Genomic DNA, 16809 nt, shown 5'->3' with positions numbered 1-16809 from the left:
CCGGACGGGGCCGCCCCGGAGCCGGGGCGGCCCCGTCGGCTCGCTCCGGCTCCGGGGCGGCCCCGTCGGCTCGCTCCGCACGTGCTCAGGCCTTGCGGGCCACCGCCACGTAGGCGCCGCTGAGGACACCCTCCTGGCCCGGCACCGGCTCGCCGAGCTCGGGGTGCCACGCCTCCGCGGCCACCATGCCGGGGTCGACCACGTCGAGCCCCTCGAAGAACCGGGCGAACCGCTCCCGGCTGCGCATGTCCATGGTGAGCCCGCCCGCCCGGTAGAGGTCGACGACCTTCTTCGAGGCCTCCTCCGGGTGGAAGTCGGGCGTGAGGTGCGACATGACCAGGTAACTGCCCGGCGCCAGTTCCTCCTTGAGCCGCTCCACCAGCTCGTACGCCCCGTCCTCGTCGCTGATGAAGTGCAGCAGCGCGATCAGCGACAGCGCGACGGGCCGCTCGAAGTCCAGCGTCCTGCGCGCCTGTTCGACGATCGCGGCGGTGTCGCGCGCGTCCGCCTGCACGTAGTCGACCACCCCCTCGGGGGTGCCCCGCAGCAGCGCCTCGGCGTGGACGAGGACGATCGGGTCGTTGTCGCAGTAGACGACCCGGGCGTCGGCGGCGACGTCCTGGGCCACCTGGTGCAGGTTCGGCTCCGTCGGTATGCCCGTCCCGATGTCGAGGAACTGGCGCACCCCCTGGTCCGCGACCCAGCGGGTGGCCCGGTGCATGAACGCCCGGTTCATCCGCGCCATGACCGGAATGACCGGCGCGAACCCCACGAGCTGCCGGCCCAGCTCCTCGTCCACCGGGTAGTTGTCCTTGCCGCCGAGGAACCAGTCGTACATCCGCGCGGGATGCGGCTTGCTGGTGTCGATCCGCACGGGAGCGTCGTCCCCGGCGGCGTTCTGCTGTTCCACCCTGAATCCCCTTGTCATACACGGGAGTTAGCCGGCGAAGGCGCCGTGGGACGCCACGATATCCAGGCCCCGGACGCCGGGGTGGACGGGGCGCCGTCGGCCCTGTTCCAGCCGGACGCCTACCGGGCGCGGCGCAGTACGCGTCCCCGGGACTGATCAGCCGGCGGAAGTGATCGACCAGGGGTTCCAACACCACCCGTCCGGCTCCGGCTGGATTCCGATCACCGACGTTGGCAGCGAATGTGACGCTCGTTACTCTGCGCTCCCTGGAGGGTACGAAGCGCGTGCGCCGTCGTCGGCGCAAGTGGCGAGTCCGGTGAAGGATCGGGGCACGCGGGGGACGGATGGCAGACAGTACGACCGGCGGTGGCCCGCACCAGGTGCCGTACCCGCACTTCAGCGTGGAGCTGGAGCCCGTCCCGGTACCGGACTGGGTGGAGCACTCCACGGGGTTCGGGGACAACAGGCATCGCGGCCACTTCGGCGAGCAGTGCGTCTGGTCGGCTTCGTCGTCCAGGAGGAGTGAGGCAGCGGCCGGACACGACCGCGTGAGCCCCACCGCGACGCCGGTGATGCACTGCTGCGCCCGGCTCCGCGCTCGTCCGGTGACCGGACGATCGCGTCCAGACCCCGGTGTCCCGCGGGGGAAACCGTGAGCATCTCGACGTTGCTCGTCCTGGGGGCGGCGGGTGGTCTGCTGCGCGGGGCTCTGGACGTCTACACGCGGTTCGTGTCCTGGCAGGCCGATCGGCGTGCCCATCGGCAGCTGACCGCGATGGGGGCGGGACAGGGGGAAGCCCCGCGGTTCCAGGTGTACTTCGATCCGGCCGTCGACATCGCCGCGGCCGTCGTGCACAGCCTGATGGGTGCCGGGGCGGCGGTGTTGTTCGGTACCACAGGGCAGATCAGTGGTCAGTACGCGGCCGTCGTGGTCGGTATGTCGGCGCCCATGCTGCTCACCCAACTCGGCCGCATCCAGTCGGTGAACGACGTGGTGACGGGCGACCGGCCGGCCGGGGCGGCGGACACGGCCGCGGACACAGGGGCACCGGCCACCGGTGCCGTGGAAGCGGGCGGTGCGGGCGGCTCTAATGCCGGGGCCGCCGTGCCACCTGTTGCCCCCCAGCCCGGGACGGCAACCCTGGCCGCACCGTCCGCGGATCCGGTCCGGCCCAGCGAACCGGCCGGCGAACCGACTTTCCCCGTACGGCCCACGCTTCCGCCCAGGCAACCCACCACCGTCGCGGGCGACCTCACCCGTGAGCCGATGGGCGAACCGGACCCGGACCGTACTCGGTCCGCGGGATCCGTCCGTCCCGGGGACACTCCCTTCCCTGTGAGCCCGGCCGACAGAACTGGATCTGGCGTCGACGACCGGGGCACGCCACGATGGCGACAAGGGCGGGCGACCGGGGAGGAGGGACGGTGAGCCTCACTCCGAACCGACTGCTGGACGAGGACCGCGCGGACTACGAGCGGACCCTGGACGCTGCGTTGCGCGCCGCCCCTCACACTCCGGGGCTGGCAGCCGTGGGCCAACGGCTCTCCGTCGAGCAGCTGCGCACCATGGCGTTGGGTGCCACTTCCCTCATCACGGCAGCCGCGACGACCGAGTACCACCATTACGTGCGGCTCCGCGAGGAGCTCCGTGGCCGGGCATCCGCTCCTGCTCCGCGCGCCTCGTCCCGCTCCGACGTCCGTCCACGGGCCGCCACCGGGCCTGCTCCGGCAGCGGGTCCGGGCCGTCGGTTGGGTGCGGCTGTGCTGGGTGCCGTACGACGGGGTGGCCCTGGGACCGACGGCATGGTTGCCCCACAGCGGTGGGCCCGGATGTCCTACCGCCGTCGGCTGCTGGCAGCGCTGCTGGGCCTGAGCGTACGTCCGGAAGCACCGAGGGCGGTGGGGCGGGCATCACGCACCTCGGGGCCGCCGAGGTCCGCCGGCACTCCGGCCCGCCGGCGTCCGATCGAACTCGGGGCGCTGGCTGGATCCGCAGGGATGACAGAAATTCCCGACGAGGAGAGCGCCGGTTGGTTTGCCGTCCTCGCCGTCCTCACGGTCTTCGTCTCCGGAGCCACCGCGGTGCTCTCTCTTCTCAGCGGCTACTTCCTCAGGCAGCTCGGAGTCGAGTCCACGTTCACCCGGGCCATGCTCGTCGTCGGCTGGTCTGCCGGAGCCGTGACGGTGATCTCGGTTCTCGTCTGCACAGTCCTCCTGGTGGTCACGGCGCTGCGCGCTTCCGGTCGGCTCACCCGGGAGACCGTGGACCGTTACGAATCGAGCGCGGAAGTGGTCCGGGCCAGAGAGGCATGGAGGGAAGCCCTGCTGGAACGCGGCATCCTCCCTTTTCTGCGCAATGCCCTGGACGATTCCGCCACGCCACCCTCGGCCCCGGACGCCCCCTACGCTCCCACCGGCAGAACTCCGCTCCGGGCCTCCGGGTGGGGCCCAGCACCCACCCTGCCCCCGAGGCCCCCCAGAGCCCGCGATACCGCCGGTCCGGAAAAGGAGCGGGAGTAGGACGTGGAAGGCGGGCGGGGCGGTTCGGGCGGCTTGCTCCGCGCCGATGGCGTACTCACAGGTCCAGCTCAAGCGTGGACTGCCTTCATGGCCTCGTCGAGGACGGCGCTCAGCTCCCGCAGCGCCTCCCGGGCGGTCGCCGCGTCCTCGTGCTCCGGATTGCTCCTGGCGCGGGCGTGACGTGCGGCGAGGTCGGGGCGGCGGGCGATCTCGATGTCCCGCGCCCAGGCCAGGACCCAGCTCCGCACCGGGCTGAGGGACTGCCACTCCACGGCCTCGGCGAAGGCCTCGTCCTTCGTCCGCTGCATCTCGGGCAGGCGCCGCGGGTCGACGACGGCGAGGGCGGCCCGCAGGGCGTCCGGGGTCTGTTCGGGGCGGGGCACCAGCTCGTGTCCGTGGTCGGCCTGCGTGCTCATGGAGTCCTCCCGGGAGTGCACTGGCCAGGGTGGTCGTCCGGGGCGGCTGGGGTGCTCGGGCGCGAACATCGGGGGCCCTTCCCCGGTCAGTGAGGGGGCTGAGCGGCCGTGCGGCAGTCGCGGCAGTGGGTTTCGGTTTCGGGGGCGCGGAAGGCGTGGTCGCAGCCGTCGCAGTTGCGCAGCCGGTGTCGGGTCGGTGATGGGGGTCCGGCCGGGGTGCGGTACGGCGGCAGGGGTGGGAGCTGTGCGGCCAGGCGATGGGCGAGGAGGGCGGCGGCACGGCGGAGGGGTTCGTCCGGGAGGTCGGTGGTGAGGGCGTGGCGGACGGCGGTGGGGGTGACCTCGCGTTCCAGCCAGGCGATGACTCCGGGGGCCAGGTGCTCGGTGTCGGTGGCGGAGAGCAGGAGGCGGGGGTCGTGGCGGCGCAGGCCGGCCAGCAGGTCGGTGGCCTGCTGGTGGAGTGCGGTGGCTGCGATGCCGGAAGGCTGGGGGACGGCGGGGAGGGCCTTGCGGGGGCGGGGGCCGCGCGGGTGGGGCGTGCGCTCCGGCGCCGGTAGGGGCTGCGGGGCGGGGCAACCGGTGTCGGCTGCGCGTCGCCGGTGGCTGGGCTGATTGCAGGAGATCGTGCGGGTCACGATGCGGCCGGCGGGGGTGCGGACGCGTTCGCGGCGGAGGTAGCCGTGGGCCTCCAGCTCCCGCAGTGCGTCGCTGATGCGTTTGGTGCCTTCTGCGAAGCGGGCGGTGAGGCTCTTGATGTCCACGGGGGTACCGGTGGGCAGCGACTGGATGTGGCAGCCGAGGCCGATCGCCAGCAGGGAGAGGTCCGGGTGCTGGGTGAGGTGGTTGCCGATCACCACGAAGCGGGCGGTGTGGCGGGTGTTCTCGTGGATGACGCCGCCGGTGCGGTGACGCGATCGGGTCGGATTGCCGGCGACGGCTGACTGGGCGCGCGGGGGCGCGCTAGGGTTTTCGGTACCCATCGGGAAGCGCTCTTCTTCCTTGGTGGTCAGGCCCTCGCACTGGGATTGCCGTCCCGGCGGGGGCCGAAGTCTTTTTTCGGTTGTGTGCGCTGAGCGTAGGGGTGCCCGGGGTTCGGAAATCCAGCTGAGCCGGTGATGTTCACCCGCCCGAGTGACGGGCCGCCTCGGGCGGGAGGGGTGGGGCTTGGTGGGGTTTCTCTGCCCCGTTTCTTGTCTTTGGGAGGCGCCGACGGTACCGGAGCTTCAGTTCTCGGGTTCCGGTGGTGTGAGGCGCAGTTCGGCCCAGACGGTCCTGCGACGCGGGAAGCGGTCCTCGGACACACCCCAGCGGTCCGCGAACGCGTCCACAAGGAGCAGGCCGCGGCCCGACTCGGCTGTAGGGGCGATTTGTTGGCGCCGGGGCAGTCGGTCGCTCCGTGTGTCGGTGACCTCGATACGGAGTGTGTGGTCCACCACGTAGAACGCGAGCGGTATGGAACGATCCGGGCGCAGGCTCTCACTCCTCGGGAGTCGCTGGCCTTCATCGAGCAATTGCTGGGAGAGACATGACCCGTAAGGCTTCTGCCGGGGACGCTTCCGAACTGGTCTGGTACAAGAGCAGCTACAGCGACGGCCCGGACGGGAACTCCTGCGTGGAGATCGCGACAGCACCCGTTGCCGTCCACGTCCGTGACTCCAAGAACGTGGCAGGCCCCCGGCTCACCCTCACGCCCGGCGCATGGGCGAGCTTCGTGCGGTACGCGTCGGAGCGCTGACGCCGACGGCGGCTCGCCTCACCGGACGCCTTCGGTGGTCGCCGCCGGCATCCGGACTGCGTACGGTGTGTCCAGATAGCGGACATTCCGGCCCGCCTCTTGGTATCGCGTTAACACGCGGGTAACACTGGGAGGGTCGGCCGTCCTGTCGTATACGAACCGGACGGCCCTGTCCCGCGGTCGGCAACGGCGCCGAGCGCCCTCCACCGGTCCCCGCACCGGTGTACGCCGTGCCAGAAAGGGACCCCGTGACCTCACGCCCCGACCCCAAGTCCTCGCTCGAACTGCTCCGCGCCGAAGTGGAGCGCCGCAACCCGGCGGAGCCCGAGTTCCACCAGGCCGCGCGCGAGGTGCTGGAGACGCTCGCTCCGGTGCTGACCGCCCGGCCCGAGTACGCGGTGCCCGGCCTCGTGGAGCGACTGGTCGAGCCGGAGCGGCAGATCATGTTCCGGGTGCCCTGGACGGACGACGCCGGTCAGGTGCACGTGAACCGCGGTTTCCGCATCGAGTTCAACAGCGCCCTCGGCCCCTACAAGGGCGGCCTGCGCTTCCACCCCTCGGTGAACCTCGGGATCATCAAGTTCCTCGGCTTCGAGCAGATCTTCAAGAACGCCCTCACCGGGCTGGGCATCGGCGGCGGCAAGGGCGGCAGCGACTTCGACCCGCAGGGCCGCAGCGACGCGGAGGTCATGCGCTTCTGCCAGTCCTTCATGACCGAGCTGTACCGCCACATCGGCGAGTACACCGACATCCCGGCCGGTGACATCGGCGTCGGCGCCCGCGAGATCGGCTACCTGTTCGGGCAGTACCGGAGGATCACCAACCGCTGGGAGGGCGGCGTCCTGACCGGCAAGAGCGCCGGCTGGGGCGGCTCCCTGATCCGCCCGGAGGCGACCGGGTACGGCAACGTGCTGTTCGCCGAGGCCATGCTGCGCGCCCGCGGCGAGGACCTCGAGGGGCAGACCGCGGTCGTCTCCGGCTCCGGCAACGTGGCGATCTACACCATCCAGAAGCTGGCCGCCCTCGGCGCCAACCCCGTCACCTGCTCCGACTCCGGCGGCTACGTCGTCGACGAGAAGGGCATCGACGTGGAGCTGCTGCGCCGGATCAAGGAGGTCGAGCGCGGCCGGGTGAGCACCTACGCCGAGCGCCGGGGCGCCTCCGCGCGGTTCGTGCCCGGCGGGCGGGTGTGGGACGTCCCGGCGGACGTCGCGCTGCCGTCGGCCACGCAGAACGAGCTGAACGCGGCCGACGCCGCCACCCTGATCCGCAACGGCGTGAAGGCGGTCTCCGAGGGCGCGAACATGCCCACCACGCCCGAGGCCGTCGACCTGCTCCAGCAGGCCGGTGTCGCCTTCGGCCCCGGCAAGGCGGCCAACGCCGGCGGCGTCGCCGTCAGCGCGCTGGAGATGACGCAGAACGCGTCGCGCACCTCGTGGAAGGCCGACCAGGTCGAGCACGAGCTGGCCCGCATCATGACCGACATCCACACCACCTGCGCGCAGACCGCCGAGCGCTACGGCGCCCCCGGCGACTACGTGACCGGCGCCAACATCGCCGGCTTCGAGCGGGTGGCGGACGCGATGCTCGCGCAGGGCGTCATCTGACGCACGGGTGAACGCGGCGCCGGCGGGAGGGACACGGCGACCCTCCCGCCGCCGTACGGCCCCGTGGCCCATACGTCCCGGGCGCCGGCCTCACGGCTCGACGACCTGCTGCGTCCCGACCACCGTCAGCAGCTCCAGCAGCCCCGCGCTGTCCGTACCGACGGCCGGGGTGAACCAGAGCAGCCGCTGACGCCCGTCCTCGCTGAACAGGTGCAGACAATTGACCTCGACGGGACCGAGCACGGGGTGGATCAGCCGTTTCCGGTCGTCCCGCCGGACGGCCACGTCGTGAGCGGCCCACAGCGCGGCGAACTCCGGTGAGACGTCGAGCAGCGTACGGATCATCGACGTGGCCTCGGCGTCCTTCGCGTCCCGCCGCGCGGCGGCCGCCCGCAGATCCGCGACGAAGGAACGGGACTGCCTCGCGTGGTCGGCCTCCGGATACAGCTCCCGGGCCGCCGGCTCGGTGAACCACCGGTGGACGAAGCTGGCCCGGGGACCCCGGAGACCGGACTGGTCCCCGAGCAGCGCCACCGCGAGCGGATTCTGTACGAGGGTGACGTGCAGGTCGGTGATCACCTGCGCCGGTGTCGAGGTCAGACGGCCGAGGAGGTCCAGCATGCCGGGGTGGACGTGCGAGGCGGCCCCGCCCTGCACGGGCACCGGGCGGTCCGCCAGGCGGTACAGGTAGTCACGCTCGTCGGCGCTCAGCCGCAGCGCCCTGGCCAGCGCGGCGATCATCTGCTCGGACGGCTGGGACCCGGCCCCGCGCTCCAGCTCGTTGTAGTAGTCCACCGAGGCCCCGGCGAGCTGGGCCACCTCCTCGCGGCGCAGTCCCGGCACCCGGCGCCTCGGTCCGGCCGGAAGGCCGACGTCGGCCGGGCGGATGCGCTCCCGCCGCGAACGCAGGAACGTCCCCAGCTCGGCGTACTTCGCAGCGCTCATGGCGTCCATTGTGGGCGGTGCCGGGCCGGCGACCCAGGGGACGACATCCCCTGGATGCGCCGTCGGCCCCGGCACATCGTGGAGCCATGACCTCGAACCAGCACCAGAACCAGGACACCACCGCACCGGAATCCGTACGCGTCGCCGTCGTCACCGGCGGATCGCGCGGCATCGGCCGGGCGGTCGCGCGCAGGCTCGCCGGGGACGGCCTGGCCGTCGTCGTGAACTACGCCCGCGACGCGGCCTCGGCGGAGGAGACGGTGGCGGCGATCACCGGGGCCGGCGGACGGGCGGTCGCCGTACCGGCCGACGTGGCGGAGGAGAAGGAGGTCGCCGCGCTGTTCGACCGGGCGGAGGCGGAGTACGGCGGCGTCGACGTGGTCGTGAACTCGGCCGGACGGATGGAGCTGTCACCCGTCGCCGACCTGGACCTGGCGGTACTCGACGCCGTGCACCGCACCAACATCCGGGGGGCCTTCGTGGTCGCCCAGCAGGCGGCCAGGCGGCTGCGCGCCGGGGGTTCCCTCGTGGCGTTCTCGAGCTCCGTGGTCGGTACGCAGTTCCCGGCGTACGGGGCGTACGCGGCGAGCAAGGGCGCCGTGGAGGCGATGACCCTCATCCTGGCCCGCGAGCTGCGCGGACGGGACGTCACGGTGAACACCGTCGCCCCCGGCCCGACGGCCACGGACATGTTCCTCACGGGCAAGACCCCCGAGCAGATCGACCGGCTGGCCATGACGCCGCCGCTGGAGCGGCTGGGCACGCCGGACGACATCGCCGCCGTGGTCGCCTTCCTCACCAGCCCCGCCGGGCACTGGGTCAACGGCCAGGTCCTGCGGGCCAACGGCGGCATGGTCTGACGACGGCGCGACCGCACGACACCGAACCCGCCGGCATCCACCGACAGGAGACATCCATGCCTTTCGCCCACTTCAAGGTCCCCGCGGGCACCCTCGGCGCCGACGACAAGAGGAAGCTCGTCGAGCGCACCACCGACCTCTACGCGGAGATATACGGGGAACGGGCCCGCGCCACCACCGTCGTCCTCGTCGACGAGGTCCCCGACGGCGGCTGGGGCGTCGCCGGGGACGTCCTCACGGCCGCGATGCTGAACGGCACCGCCTGACCGGCCCGGGAGCCGAGGCCCCGCGTCCGGCCCGCCGCCCCGCCGTCACGGTGTGGGGAGGCCGGCCGGACGGGCCGGTCTCCCGAAGCGGGCCGGGACGCCGGGGGAGTACAGCACGCTCACCGGCTCCCCGGCCGGCGCGGGCAGACCGGCCGCCGTGACCAGGTCCTCCTCGCACTCCACCAGCTCGGCCCGGTGCAGCGCCCAGCGCGGATGGGCGTTGGGCAGGTACAGCGACCGCCCGAAGAACGCGCCGTGCATGCCCCAGCGGGCGGTGAGGAAGTGCTCCAGCGCGGTCGGCTCCCCGACCGGCTCGCCCCGGCGCACGGTCAGCCGGCTGCCCGCCCCGCGCGGACCCGGCCACCTCCGGGAACCCGTGTACCTGACCGTGGCCCCGTCCAGGTGCTCCACGCGCATCCGGGACCAGACGTACGGCATCCCGAAGCCGAGGCGGCCCACCGCCACCGGGATCAGCCGGGAGGCGTCCAGGGACAGGAAGACGACCCCGCGCCGCCCGTGCGCGTCCACCGAGTACAGGCGCACGTTGGTCTCCGGGAAGTTCCCCAGGTACGGCACCCCCGGCAGGCGCAGCCACCCCACCCGGTGCATCCGGAAGGCGACGAGACCGACGTAGGTGACCCCGCCGACGGTGTCCGGCCGGGTGCCCGGCGGCAGCAGCCCGGCGACGTCCGCCGGGTCCACCGCCCAGTGCACGAACGTCAGGTCGAGCCAGGACTGGGTGAGCAGCGGACGCGCGATCGCCTCCGGCGGGTCGGGCGAGATCGGGTCGGGCAGCGGCGGTGTCGACGGCACCGGGCCAGTATCACGGAGCGGCCGGGGCACGGCAGGGCCGTCCGGGTGGAGGGGGCGGACACCACGGTGTGCCCCACATGGCCCTGGTGACCGCCCGGCGCGCGCGGGAACACTGGAGGCCATGCAGAAGCTCTCGCTCGACGCCCTCGCCCGCGAACACCTGGAGCTCGCCGCCGGCTCGTCCAGCGGCCGCAGCGCTACCACCGTCCACGGCGGCCACGAACACGTCCTGCGCCAGACGCTCCTCGCGCTGACCGCCGGCACCAGCCTGGCCGAGCACGACAGCCCCGGCGAGGCGACCCTGCTGGTGCTCCGCGGCCGTGTCCGCCTCACCAGCGGCGGCACCGAGTGGGAGGGCCGCACCGGCGATCTCCTCGTCATCCCCCCGGCCCGGCACGCCCTGGAGGCACTGGAGGACGCGGCGGTGGTCCTCACCGTCGCGAAACGGAGCTGACCGGCGCCGGACTGTTTGATCTGCGTCACTCTGGGGGTACTCTCTTCCGCCCGATTGGCCAGGGCACCGCCCGCTGTGGCAGACTGTCCGAGTTGCTCGGTCGAGCGTTGATGCTGCGCGCCTCCCGCCGGGAGGGCCGGAAGCGAGTCCCACAGTACTCGTCGCCCCTGATCAGGGGCGGAAGTACGGGAATCTTCCGGGAAGCGTATGTGCGGCGCCGGCCAGGCGCCCGGTGGGCTTTCGCCCCCGGTCCGCGGTTCTGGTAGGGCCGTGTCAATCCCGCAGGGATGTTCGAACAAGGGACATCTGTGTCAGCGGGAGCGCGACACGCCCGACCGCGTGGGTCGGAGGAGGAAGGGAATGTGCCGGGCTCCGGAGCGTAAAGAGAGACAGGACTACGGAGTAGCCATGGCGGGACAGAAGATCCGCATCCGGCTCAAGGCCTACGACCACGAGGTCATCGACTCCTCGGCGAAGAAGATCGTCGAGACGGTGACTCGCACTGGTGCGTCGGTCGCGGGCCCGGTGCCGCTGCCCACTGAGAAGAACGTGTACTGCGTCATCAAGTCGCCGCACAAGTACAAGGACTCGCGCGAGCACTTCGAGATGCGCACGCACAAGCGCCTGATCGACATCCTCGACCCGACCCCCAAGACCGTTGACTCTCTGATGCGACTCGACCTCCCGGCCGGTGTCGACATCGAGATCAAGCTCTGAGGCCGGTGATCTGAAGAGATGGCAAAGCAGATCAAGGGCATCCTGGGCGAGAAGCTCGGCATGACGCAGGTGTGGGACGAGAACAACCGTGTTGTTCCGGTCACCGTCGTCAAGGCCGGCCCCAACGTCGTCACCCAGGTCCGTACGAACGACGTCGACGGCTACGAGTCGGTCCAGATCGCCTTCGGCGAGATCGACCCGCGCAAGGTGAACAAGCCCCTCAAGGGCCACTTCGCCAAGGCCGACGTCACCCCCCGTCGTCACCTCGTCGAGATCCGCACCGCGGACGCCTCCGAGTACACGCTGGGCCAGGAAGTCACCGCCGAGGTCTTCGAGTCCGGCGTGAAGGTCGACGTCACCGGCAAGAGCAAGGGCAAGGGCTTCGCCGGTGTCATGAAGCGTCACAACTTCAAGGGCCTCGGCGCCGGTCACGGCACCCAGCGCAAGCACCGCTCGCCGGGCTCCATCGGTGGCTGTGCCACCCCGGGCCGCGTGTTCAAGGGCCTCCGCATGGCGGGTCGCATGGGCAACGAGCGGGTCACCACCCAGAACCTGACCGTCCACGCCGTTGACGCGGAGAAGGGTCTGCTGCTCATCAAGGGCGCGGTTCCCGGTCCGAACGGCGGCCTCGTCCTGGTCCGCACCGCGGCCAAGGGGGCCTGAGGTAACCGATGAGCACTGTTGACATCCTTTCGCCTGCCGGCGAGAAGACCGGAAGCGTCGAGCTCCCCGCGGAGATCTTCGGCGTGGAGAAGGTCAGCATCCCGCTGATCCACCAGGTCGTCGTCGCGCAGAACGCCGCTGCCCGCCAGGGCACGCACAAGACCAAGCGTCGCGGTGAAGTCCGTGGTGGTGGCCGCAAGCCGTACCGCCAGAAGGGCACCGGCCGCGCCCGTCAGGGCTCGACCCGCGCGCCGCAGTTCGCCGGCGGTGGCGTCGTGCACGGCCCCGTGCCGCGCGACTACTCGCAGCGCACGCCCAAGAAGATGAAGGCCGCGGCCCTGCGCCACGCCCTCACCGACCGGGCGCGCAACAACCGCATTCACGTCGTCTCCGGCGTGATCGAGGGTGAGACCCCCTCCACGAAGGCCGCCAGGACGCTGTTCGGCAAGATCTCGGAGCGCAAGAACCTGCTCCTGGTCGTCGACCGCGCCGACGAGGCCGCGTGGCTGTCCGCCCGCAACCTGCCCCAGGTCCACATCCTGGAGCCGGGCCAGCTGAACACGTACGACGTAATCGTCTCGGACGACGTGGTCTTCACCCAGGCCGCTTTCGAGTCCTTCGTCGCCGGCCCGAACAAGGCCAACGACAACGAAGGGAGCGAGGTCTGATGGCTGCCCGTCACCCCTCGATCGCCTCGAAGGCCGCCAAGGCGGCCAAGGCCGCGCGCGTCGCCAAGGCGCGCCGCCACGAGGCCGAAGGCAAGAACACCGTCGTCACCCCGGTGAGCAAGGCGTACACGGACCCCCGTGACATCCTGCTGAAGCCGGTCGTGTCGGAGAAGAGCTACGCGCTGATCGACGAGAACAAGTACACGTTCCTCGTCGACCCCAACGCGAACAAGACCCAGATCAAGCAGGCCGTCCAGGCGGTCTTCGAGGTCAAGGTCACCGGGGTCAACACGATCAACCGCATCGGCAAGCGCAAGCGGACCCGCACCGGCTTCGGCCAGCGTGCGGCGACCAAGCGCGCGATCGTGACCCTCGCCGAGGGCGACCGTATCGACATCTTCGGCGGTCCGACCGCGTAAGCGGTCAGGATCGTTCGATATCGGACGAGGACTGAGAAATGGGTATCCGCAAGTACAAGCCGACGACTCCGGGCCGTCGTGGCTCCAGCGTCGCCGACTTCGTCGAGGTCACGCGGTCCACGCCGGAGAAGTCGCTGGTCCGTCCCCTGCACAGCAAGGGCGGCCGTAACAATTCCGGTCGTGTGACCGTCCGCCACCAGGGCGGTGGCCACAAGCGCGCCTACCGAGTGATCGACTTCCGTCGTCACGACAAGGACGGCGTGCCGGCGAAGGTCGCGCACATCGAGTACGACCCCAACCGCACCGCGCGCATCGCGCTCCTGCACTACGCGGACGGCGAGAAGCGCTACATCCTCGCGCCGCGTGGCCTGAGCCAGGGCGACCGCGTCGAGAACGGCCCCGGGGCCGACATCAAGCCGGGCAACAACCTTGCCCTGCGCAACATCCCGGTCGGTACGACGCTGCACGCCATCGAGCTGCGTCCCGGCGGCGGCGCCAAGTTCGCCCGCTCCGCCGGCGCCTCGGTGCAGCTGCTCGCGAAGGAGGGCCAGATGGCCCACCTGCGCATGCCGTCCGGCGAGATCCGCCTGGTCGACGTCCGCTGCCGCGCCACTGTGGGCGAGGTCGGCAACGCCGAGCAGAGCAACATCAACTGGGGCAAGGCCGGCCGTAAGCGGTGGCTGGGCGTCCGCCCGACCGTCCGTGGTGTCGTCATGAACCCGGTTGACCACCCGCACGGTGGTGGTGAGGGCCGGACCTCCGGTGGTCGTCACCCCGTGTCCCCGTGGGGCAAGAAGGAAGGCCGTACTCGTTCGCCCAAGAAGGCGTCGAACAAGTACATCGTCCGCCGCCGCAAGACGAACAAGAAGCGCTAAGGACGGGTTGAGATGCCTCGTAGCTTGAAGAAGGGACCCTTCGTCGACGACCACCTGATCAAGAAGGTGGACTCGCAGAACGAAGCCGGTACCAAGAACGTCATCAAGACCTGGTCCCGTCGCTCGATGATCGTCCCGGCGATGCTGGGCCACACGATCGCGGTGCACAACGGCAAGACCCACATTCCGGTGTTTGTCACCGAGTCGATGGTCGGCCACAAGCTCGGCGAGTTCTCGCCGACCCGCACCTTCCGGGGCCACGTCAAGGACGACCGGAAGTCGAAGCGCCGCTAGTCGGCGGGGTGCAATCGACCATGACAGACACTGAAGGGACAACCATGGAAGCCAGGGCCCAGGCGCGGTACATCCGCGTCACGCCCATGAAGGCCCGCCGCGTGGTGGACCTCATCCGTGGCATGGATGCCACGGAGGCTCAGGCGGTCCTGCGTTTCGCCCCGCAGGCCGCGAGCGTGCCGGTCGGCAAGGTGCTGGACAGCGCCATCGCCAACGCCGCGCACAACTACGACCACACCGATGTCGACAGCCTCTTCATTTCCGAGGCCTACGTCGACGAGGGCCCGACCCTGAAGCGGTTCCGTCCGCGCGCCCAGGGCCGCGCCTACCGGATCCGCAAGCGGACCAGCCACATCACCGTGGTCGTCAGCAGCAAGGAAGGAACCCGGTAATGGGCCAGAAGGTTAACCCGCATGGGTTCCGGCTCGGTGTCACCACGGACTTCAAGTCCCGGTGGTACGCCGACAAGCTGTACAAGGACTACGTCAAGGAAGACGTCGCCATCCGCCGGATGATGACGTCCGGCATGGAGCGCGCCGGCATCTCCAAGGTCGAGATCGAGCGCACCCGCGACCGTGTGCGTGTGGACATCCACACCGCTCGTCCGGGCATCGTCATCGGCCGCCGCGGCGCCGAGGCCGACCGCATCCGCGGTGACCTCGAGAAGCTCACCGGCAAGCAGGTCCAGCTGAACATCCTCGAGGTCAAGAACCCCGAGACGGACGCTCAGCTCGTGGCCCAGGCCGTCGCCGAGCAGCTCTCCTCCCGCGTCTCCTTCCGCCGCGCCATGCGCAAGAGCATGCAGTCGGCGATGAAGGCGGGCGCCAAGGGCATCAAGATCCAGTGCGGTGGCCGCCTCGGTGGCGCCGAGATGTCCCGCTCGGAGTTCTACCGCGAGGGCCGCGTGCCCCTGCACACGCTCCGCGCGAACGTGGACTACGGCTTCTTCGAGGCCAAGACGACCTTCGGCCGCATCGGTGTGAAGGTCTGGATCTACAAGGGCGACGTCAAGAACATCGCCGAGGTCCGCGCCGAGAACGCCGCCGCCCGCGCCGGCAACCGTCCGGCCCGTGGTGGTTCCGACCGCCCGGCCCGCGGTGGCCGCGGTGGCGAGCGTGGCGGTCGCGGCCGCAAGCCGCAGCAGGCTCCCGCTGCCGAGGCCCCCAAGGCCGACGCTCCGGCTGCCGCTCCGGCTGAGAGCACCGGAACGGAGGCCTGACCGACATGCTGATCCCCCGTAGGGTCAAGCACCGCAAGCAGCACCACCCCAAGCGCAACGGCATGTCCAAGGGTGGCACGCAGGTTGCGTTCGGCGAGTACGGCATCCAGGCGCTGACCCCGGCGTACGTCACGAACCGCCAGATCGAAGCGGCTCGTATCGCCATGACCCGTCACATCAAGCGTGGCGGCAAGGTCTGGATCAACATCTACCCGGACCGTCCCCTGACGAAGAAGCCGGCCGAGACCCGCATGGGTTCCGGTAAGGGTTCTCCGGAGTGGTGGATCGCCAACGTCAAGCCCGGACGCGTGATGTTCGAGCTGTCGTACCCCAACGAGAAGATCGCCCGTGAGGCGCTGACCCGTGCGGCCCACAAGCTGCCGATGAAGTGCCGGATCGTCAAGCGCGAGGCAGGTGAAGCGTGATGTCGGCCGGTACCAAGGCGTCCGAGCTGCGCGAGCTGGGCAACGAGGAGCTTCTTGCGAAGCTCCGCGAGGCCAAGGAAGAGCTGTTCAACCTCCGCTTCCAGGCGGCGACCGGTCAGCTCGAGAACCACGGTCGGCTGAAGGCCGTCCGTAAGGACATCGCGCGGATCTACACCCTGATGCGCGAGCGCGAGCTGGGCATCGAAACGGTGGAGAACGCATGAGCGAGAACAACGTGACCGAGACGAACACCGAGGCGCGCGGCGACCGCAAGACCCGCGAGGGCATCGTCGTCAGCGACAAGATGGACAAGACCGTCGTCGTCGCCGTCGAGGACCGCAAGAAGCACGCGCTGTACGGCAAGGTCATCCGCAGCACGAGCAAGCTCAAGGCCCACGACGAGCAGAACGCCGCCGGCGTCGGCGACCGCGTCCTCCTGATGGAGACCCGGCCGCTGTCCGCGACGAAGCACTGGCGCATCGTCGAGATCCTCGAGAAGGCCAAGTAGGCGATTCCCGCAAGGGAATCCCCAAGTACGTTCCTGCGAGGCACCCCTCGCAGGACAGTTCCGCCAGGCTCCGGGGGCCGTTCCTGAACGGCCCCCGGGGAACCGGCAGACAATCAGGAGATAGACGTGATCCAGCAGGAGTCGCGACTGCGTGTCGCCGACAACACTGGTGCGAAGGAAATCCTTTGCATCCGTGTGCTCGGTGGCTCCGGTCGCCGCTACGCGGGCATCGGTGACGTCATCGTCGCCACCGTCAAGGACGCGATCCCCGGTGGCAACGTGAAGAAGGGTGACGTCGTCAAGGCGGTCATCGTTCGCACCGTCAAGGAGCGCCGCCGTCCGGACGGCTCGTACATCCGCTTCGACGAGAACGCCGCCGTCATTCTGAAGAACGACGGCGACCCTCGTGGCACCCGTATCTTCGGCCCGGTCGGCCGTGAGCTGCGCGAGAAGAAGTTCATGAAGATCATCTCCCTCGCGCCGGAGGTGCTGTGA

24 protein-coding genes and 1 pseudogene are annotated in these 16809 nt (G+C 70.5%); 19 read left to right on the top strand and 6 right to left on the bottom strand.

Annotated features, from left to right (window positions below; genetic code table 11):
• Nucleotides 1-85: 85 nt before the first annotated feature.
• Complete coding sequence (locus IE118_RS15330; protein ID WP_189596700.1) at nucleotides 86-910, bottom strand: SAM-dependent methyltransferase; 825 nt, start codon at nucleotides 908-910, stop codon at nucleotides 86-88.
• Nucleotides 911-1562: 652 nt separating this feature from the next.
• Here IE118_RS15330 and IE118_RS15325 point away from each other — a divergent pair.
• Together IE118_RS15325 and IE118_RS15320 are read left to right on the top strand one after the other, a co-directional pair.
• Nucleotides 1563-2339 (top strand): hypothetical protein, encoded by a 777-nt coding sequence (locus IE118_RS15325; protein ID WP_189558431.1) that lies wholly within the window; start codon nucleotides 1563-1565, stop codon nucleotides 2337-2339.
• A gap of 569 nt (nucleotides 2340-2908) precedes the next feature.
• The gene (locus IE118_RS15320; protein WP_189558430.1) at nucleotides 2909-3430 is read left to right on the top strand and encodes a hypothetical protein; all 522 of its coding nucleotides are present in this window, start codon (nucleotides 2909-2911) and stop codon (nucleotides 3428-3430) included.
• 68 nt (nucleotides 3431-3498) lie between these two features.
• Here the strand turns inward: IE118_RS15320 and IE118_RS15315 are convergent, their stop codons facing one another.
• The 3 genes and pseudogenes from IE118_RS15315 to IE118_RS34055 all read right to left on the bottom strand — a co-directional run.
• A complete protein-coding gene (locus tag IE118_RS15315) occupies nucleotides 3499-3846 on the bottom strand; it encodes a hypothetical protein (protein ID WP_189558429.1) in 348 nt (115 codons plus the stop codon).
• Between the two features lie 86 nt (nucleotides 3847-3932).
• The gene (locus IE118_RS15310) at nucleotides 3933-4826 is read right to left on the bottom strand and encodes a helix-turn-helix domain-containing protein (RefSeq protein ID WP_189558428.1); all 894 of its coding nucleotides are present in this window, start codon (nucleotides 4824-4826) and stop codon (nucleotides 3933-3935) included.
• A 243-nt stretch (nucleotides 4827-5069) separates the two neighbouring features.
• Nucleotides 5070-5312: pseudogene (locus IE118_RS34055) on the bottom strand (ATP-binding protein); the annotation flags it as partial.
• A gap of 59 nt (nucleotides 5313-5371) precedes the next feature.
• Here IE118_RS34055 and IE118_RS15305 point away from each other — a divergent pair.
• Together IE118_RS15305 and gdhA are read left to right on the top strand one after the other, a co-directional pair.
• Nucleotides 5372-5581, top strand: a complete 210-nt coding sequence (locus IE118_RS15305) for a DUF397 domain-containing protein (RefSeq protein WP_189558427.1) — start codon at nucleotides 5372-5374, stop codon at nucleotides 5579-5581.
• Nucleotides 5582-5829: 248 nt separating this feature from the next.
• Complete coding sequence (gdhA, locus tag IE118_RS15300) at nucleotides 5830-7188, top strand: NADP-specific glutamate dehydrogenase (RefSeq protein ID WP_189558426.1); 1359 nt, start codon at nucleotides 5830-5832, stop codon at nucleotides 7186-7188.
• Nucleotides 7189-7278: 90 nt separating this feature from the next.
• Here the strand turns inward: gdhA and IE118_RS15295 are convergent, their stop codons facing one another.
• A complete protein-coding gene (locus IE118_RS15295) occupies nucleotides 7279-8133 on the bottom strand; it encodes a helix-turn-helix transcriptional regulator (protein WP_229846819.1) in 855 nt (284 codons plus the stop codon).
• 86 nt (nucleotides 8134-8219) lie between these two features.
• On the opposite strand from IE118_RS15295, the gene IE118_RS15290 reads away from it, so the two are divergent.
• Together IE118_RS15290 and IE118_RS15285 are read left to right on the top strand one after the other, a co-directional pair.
• Nucleotides 8220-8993: an SDR family oxidoreductase gene (locus tag IE118_RS15290; RefSeq protein WP_189558424.1), complete on the top strand. Its 774-nt coding sequence runs from the start codon at nucleotides 8220-8222 to the stop codon at nucleotides 8991-8993.
• Nucleotides 8994-9049: 56 nt separating this feature from the next.
• Nucleotides 9050-9259: a 4-oxalocrotonate tautomerase family protein gene (locus tag IE118_RS15285; protein ID WP_189558423.1), complete on the top strand. Its 210-nt coding sequence runs from the start codon at nucleotides 9050-9052 to the stop codon at nucleotides 9257-9259.
• A gap of 45 nt (nucleotides 9260-9304) precedes the next feature.
• On the opposite strand, the gene IE118_RS15280 is transcribed toward IE118_RS15285, so the two are convergent.
• Nucleotides 9305-10072: a YqjF family protein gene (locus IE118_RS15280; protein ID WP_189558422.1), complete on the bottom strand. Its 768-nt coding sequence runs from the start codon at nucleotides 10070-10072 to the stop codon at nucleotides 9305-9307.
• 121 nt (nucleotides 10073-10193) lie between these two features.
• On the opposite strand from IE118_RS15280, the gene IE118_RS15275 reads away from it, so the two are divergent.
• The 13 genes from IE118_RS15275 (at nucleotide 10194) to rplN (ending at nucleotide 16809) form a co-directional block, all read left to right on the top strand.
• Complete coding sequence (locus tag IE118_RS15275) at nucleotides 10194-10526, top strand: cupin domain-containing protein (RefSeq protein ID WP_189558421.1); 333 nt, start codon at nucleotides 10194-10196, stop codon at nucleotides 10524-10526.
• Between the two features lie 408 nt (nucleotides 10527-10934).
• Nucleotides 10935-11243, top strand: a complete 309-nt coding sequence (rpsJ, locus tag IE118_RS15270; RefSeq protein ID WP_003948644.1) for a 30S ribosomal protein S10 — start codon at nucleotides 10935-10937, stop codon at nucleotides 11241-11243.
• 18 nt (nucleotides 11244-11261) lie between these two features.
• The gene (gene rplC / locus IE118_RS15265) at nucleotides 11262-11906 is read left to right on the top strand and encodes a 50S ribosomal protein L3 (RefSeq protein WP_030046373.1); all 645 of its coding nucleotides are present in this window, start codon (nucleotides 11262-11264) and stop codon (nucleotides 11904-11906) included.
• An 8-nt stretch (nucleotides 11907-11914) separates the two neighbouring features.
• Entirely contained in the window at nucleotides 11915-12574 is a 660-nt protein-coding gene (gene rplD / locus IE118_RS15260; RefSeq protein WP_189558420.1) for a 50S ribosomal protein L4, read from the top strand.
• Nucleotides 12574-12993: a 50S ribosomal protein L23 gene (gene rplW / locus IE118_RS15255; RefSeq protein ID WP_189558419.1), complete on the top strand. Its 420-nt coding sequence runs from the start codon at nucleotides 12574-12576 to the stop codon at nucleotides 12991-12993. Before rplD ends, rplW begins: the two co-directional genes overlap by 1 nt.
• Nucleotides 12994-13031: 38 nt before the next feature.
• Nucleotides 13032-13868 carry a 50S ribosomal protein L2 gene (gene rplB / locus IE118_RS15250; RefSeq protein WP_006130778.1) on the top strand — a complete coding sequence of 279 codons (837 nt, stop codon included), beginning with the start codon at nucleotides 13032-13034 and terminating at the stop codon, nucleotides 13866-13868.
• A gap of 12 nt (nucleotides 13869-13880) precedes the next feature.
• Nucleotides 13881-14162, top strand: a complete 282-nt coding sequence (gene rpsS / locus IE118_RS15245; RefSeq protein WP_031076666.1) for a 30S ribosomal protein S19 — start codon at nucleotides 13881-13883, stop codon at nucleotides 14160-14162.
• 44 nt (nucleotides 14163-14206) lie between these two features.
• Nucleotides 14207-14554: a 50S ribosomal protein L22 gene (gene rplV / locus IE118_RS15240; protein ID WP_006130776.1), complete on the top strand. Its 348-nt coding sequence runs from the start codon at nucleotides 14207-14209 to the stop codon at nucleotides 14552-14554.
• Entirely contained in the window at nucleotides 14554-15381 is an 828-nt protein-coding gene (rpsC, locus tag IE118_RS15235) for a 30S ribosomal protein S3 (RefSeq protein WP_189558418.1), read from the top strand. The genes rplV and rpsC overlap by 1 nt, the downstream gene beginning before the upstream one ends.
• Before the next feature lie 5 nt (nucleotides 15382-15386).
• Nucleotides 15387-15806 carry a 50S ribosomal protein L16 gene (gene rplP / locus IE118_RS15230; protein WP_009190136.1) on the top strand — a complete coding sequence of 140 codons (420 nt, stop codon included), beginning with the start codon at nucleotides 15387-15389 and terminating at the stop codon, nucleotides 15804-15806.
• Nucleotides 15806-16030 carry a 50S ribosomal protein L29 gene (gene rpmC / locus IE118_RS15225; protein WP_007494763.1) on the top strand — a complete coding sequence of 75 codons (225 nt, stop codon included), beginning with the start codon at nucleotides 15806-15808 and terminating at the stop codon, nucleotides 16028-16030. Before rplP ends, rpmC begins: the two co-directional genes overlap by 1 nt.
• Nucleotides 16027-16314, top strand: coding sequence for a 30S ribosomal protein S17 (gene rpsQ, locus IE118_RS15220; RefSeq protein ID WP_004927263.1), 288 nt, complete (start codon nucleotides 16027-16029; stop codon nucleotides 16312-16314). The genes rpmC and rpsQ overlap by 4 nt, the downstream gene beginning before the upstream one ends.
• Nucleotides 16315-16440: 126 nt before the next feature.
• On the top strand, nucleotides 16441-16809 hold the full coding sequence (gene rplN / locus IE118_RS15215) for a 50S ribosomal protein L14 (RefSeq protein WP_003998823.1): 369 nt from the start codon (nucleotides 16441-16443) through the stop codon (nucleotides 16807-16809).

Origin of the sequence: Streptomyces pilosus (assembly GCF_014649835.1) — a bacterium.
GTDB lineage: Bacteria > Actinomycetota > Actinomycetes > Streptomycetales > Streptomycetaceae > Streptomyces > Streptomyces pilosus.
The sequence above is the reverse complement of the archived record's forward strand: the minus strand, read 5'-3'. Positions and strand labels throughout refer to the sequence as shown.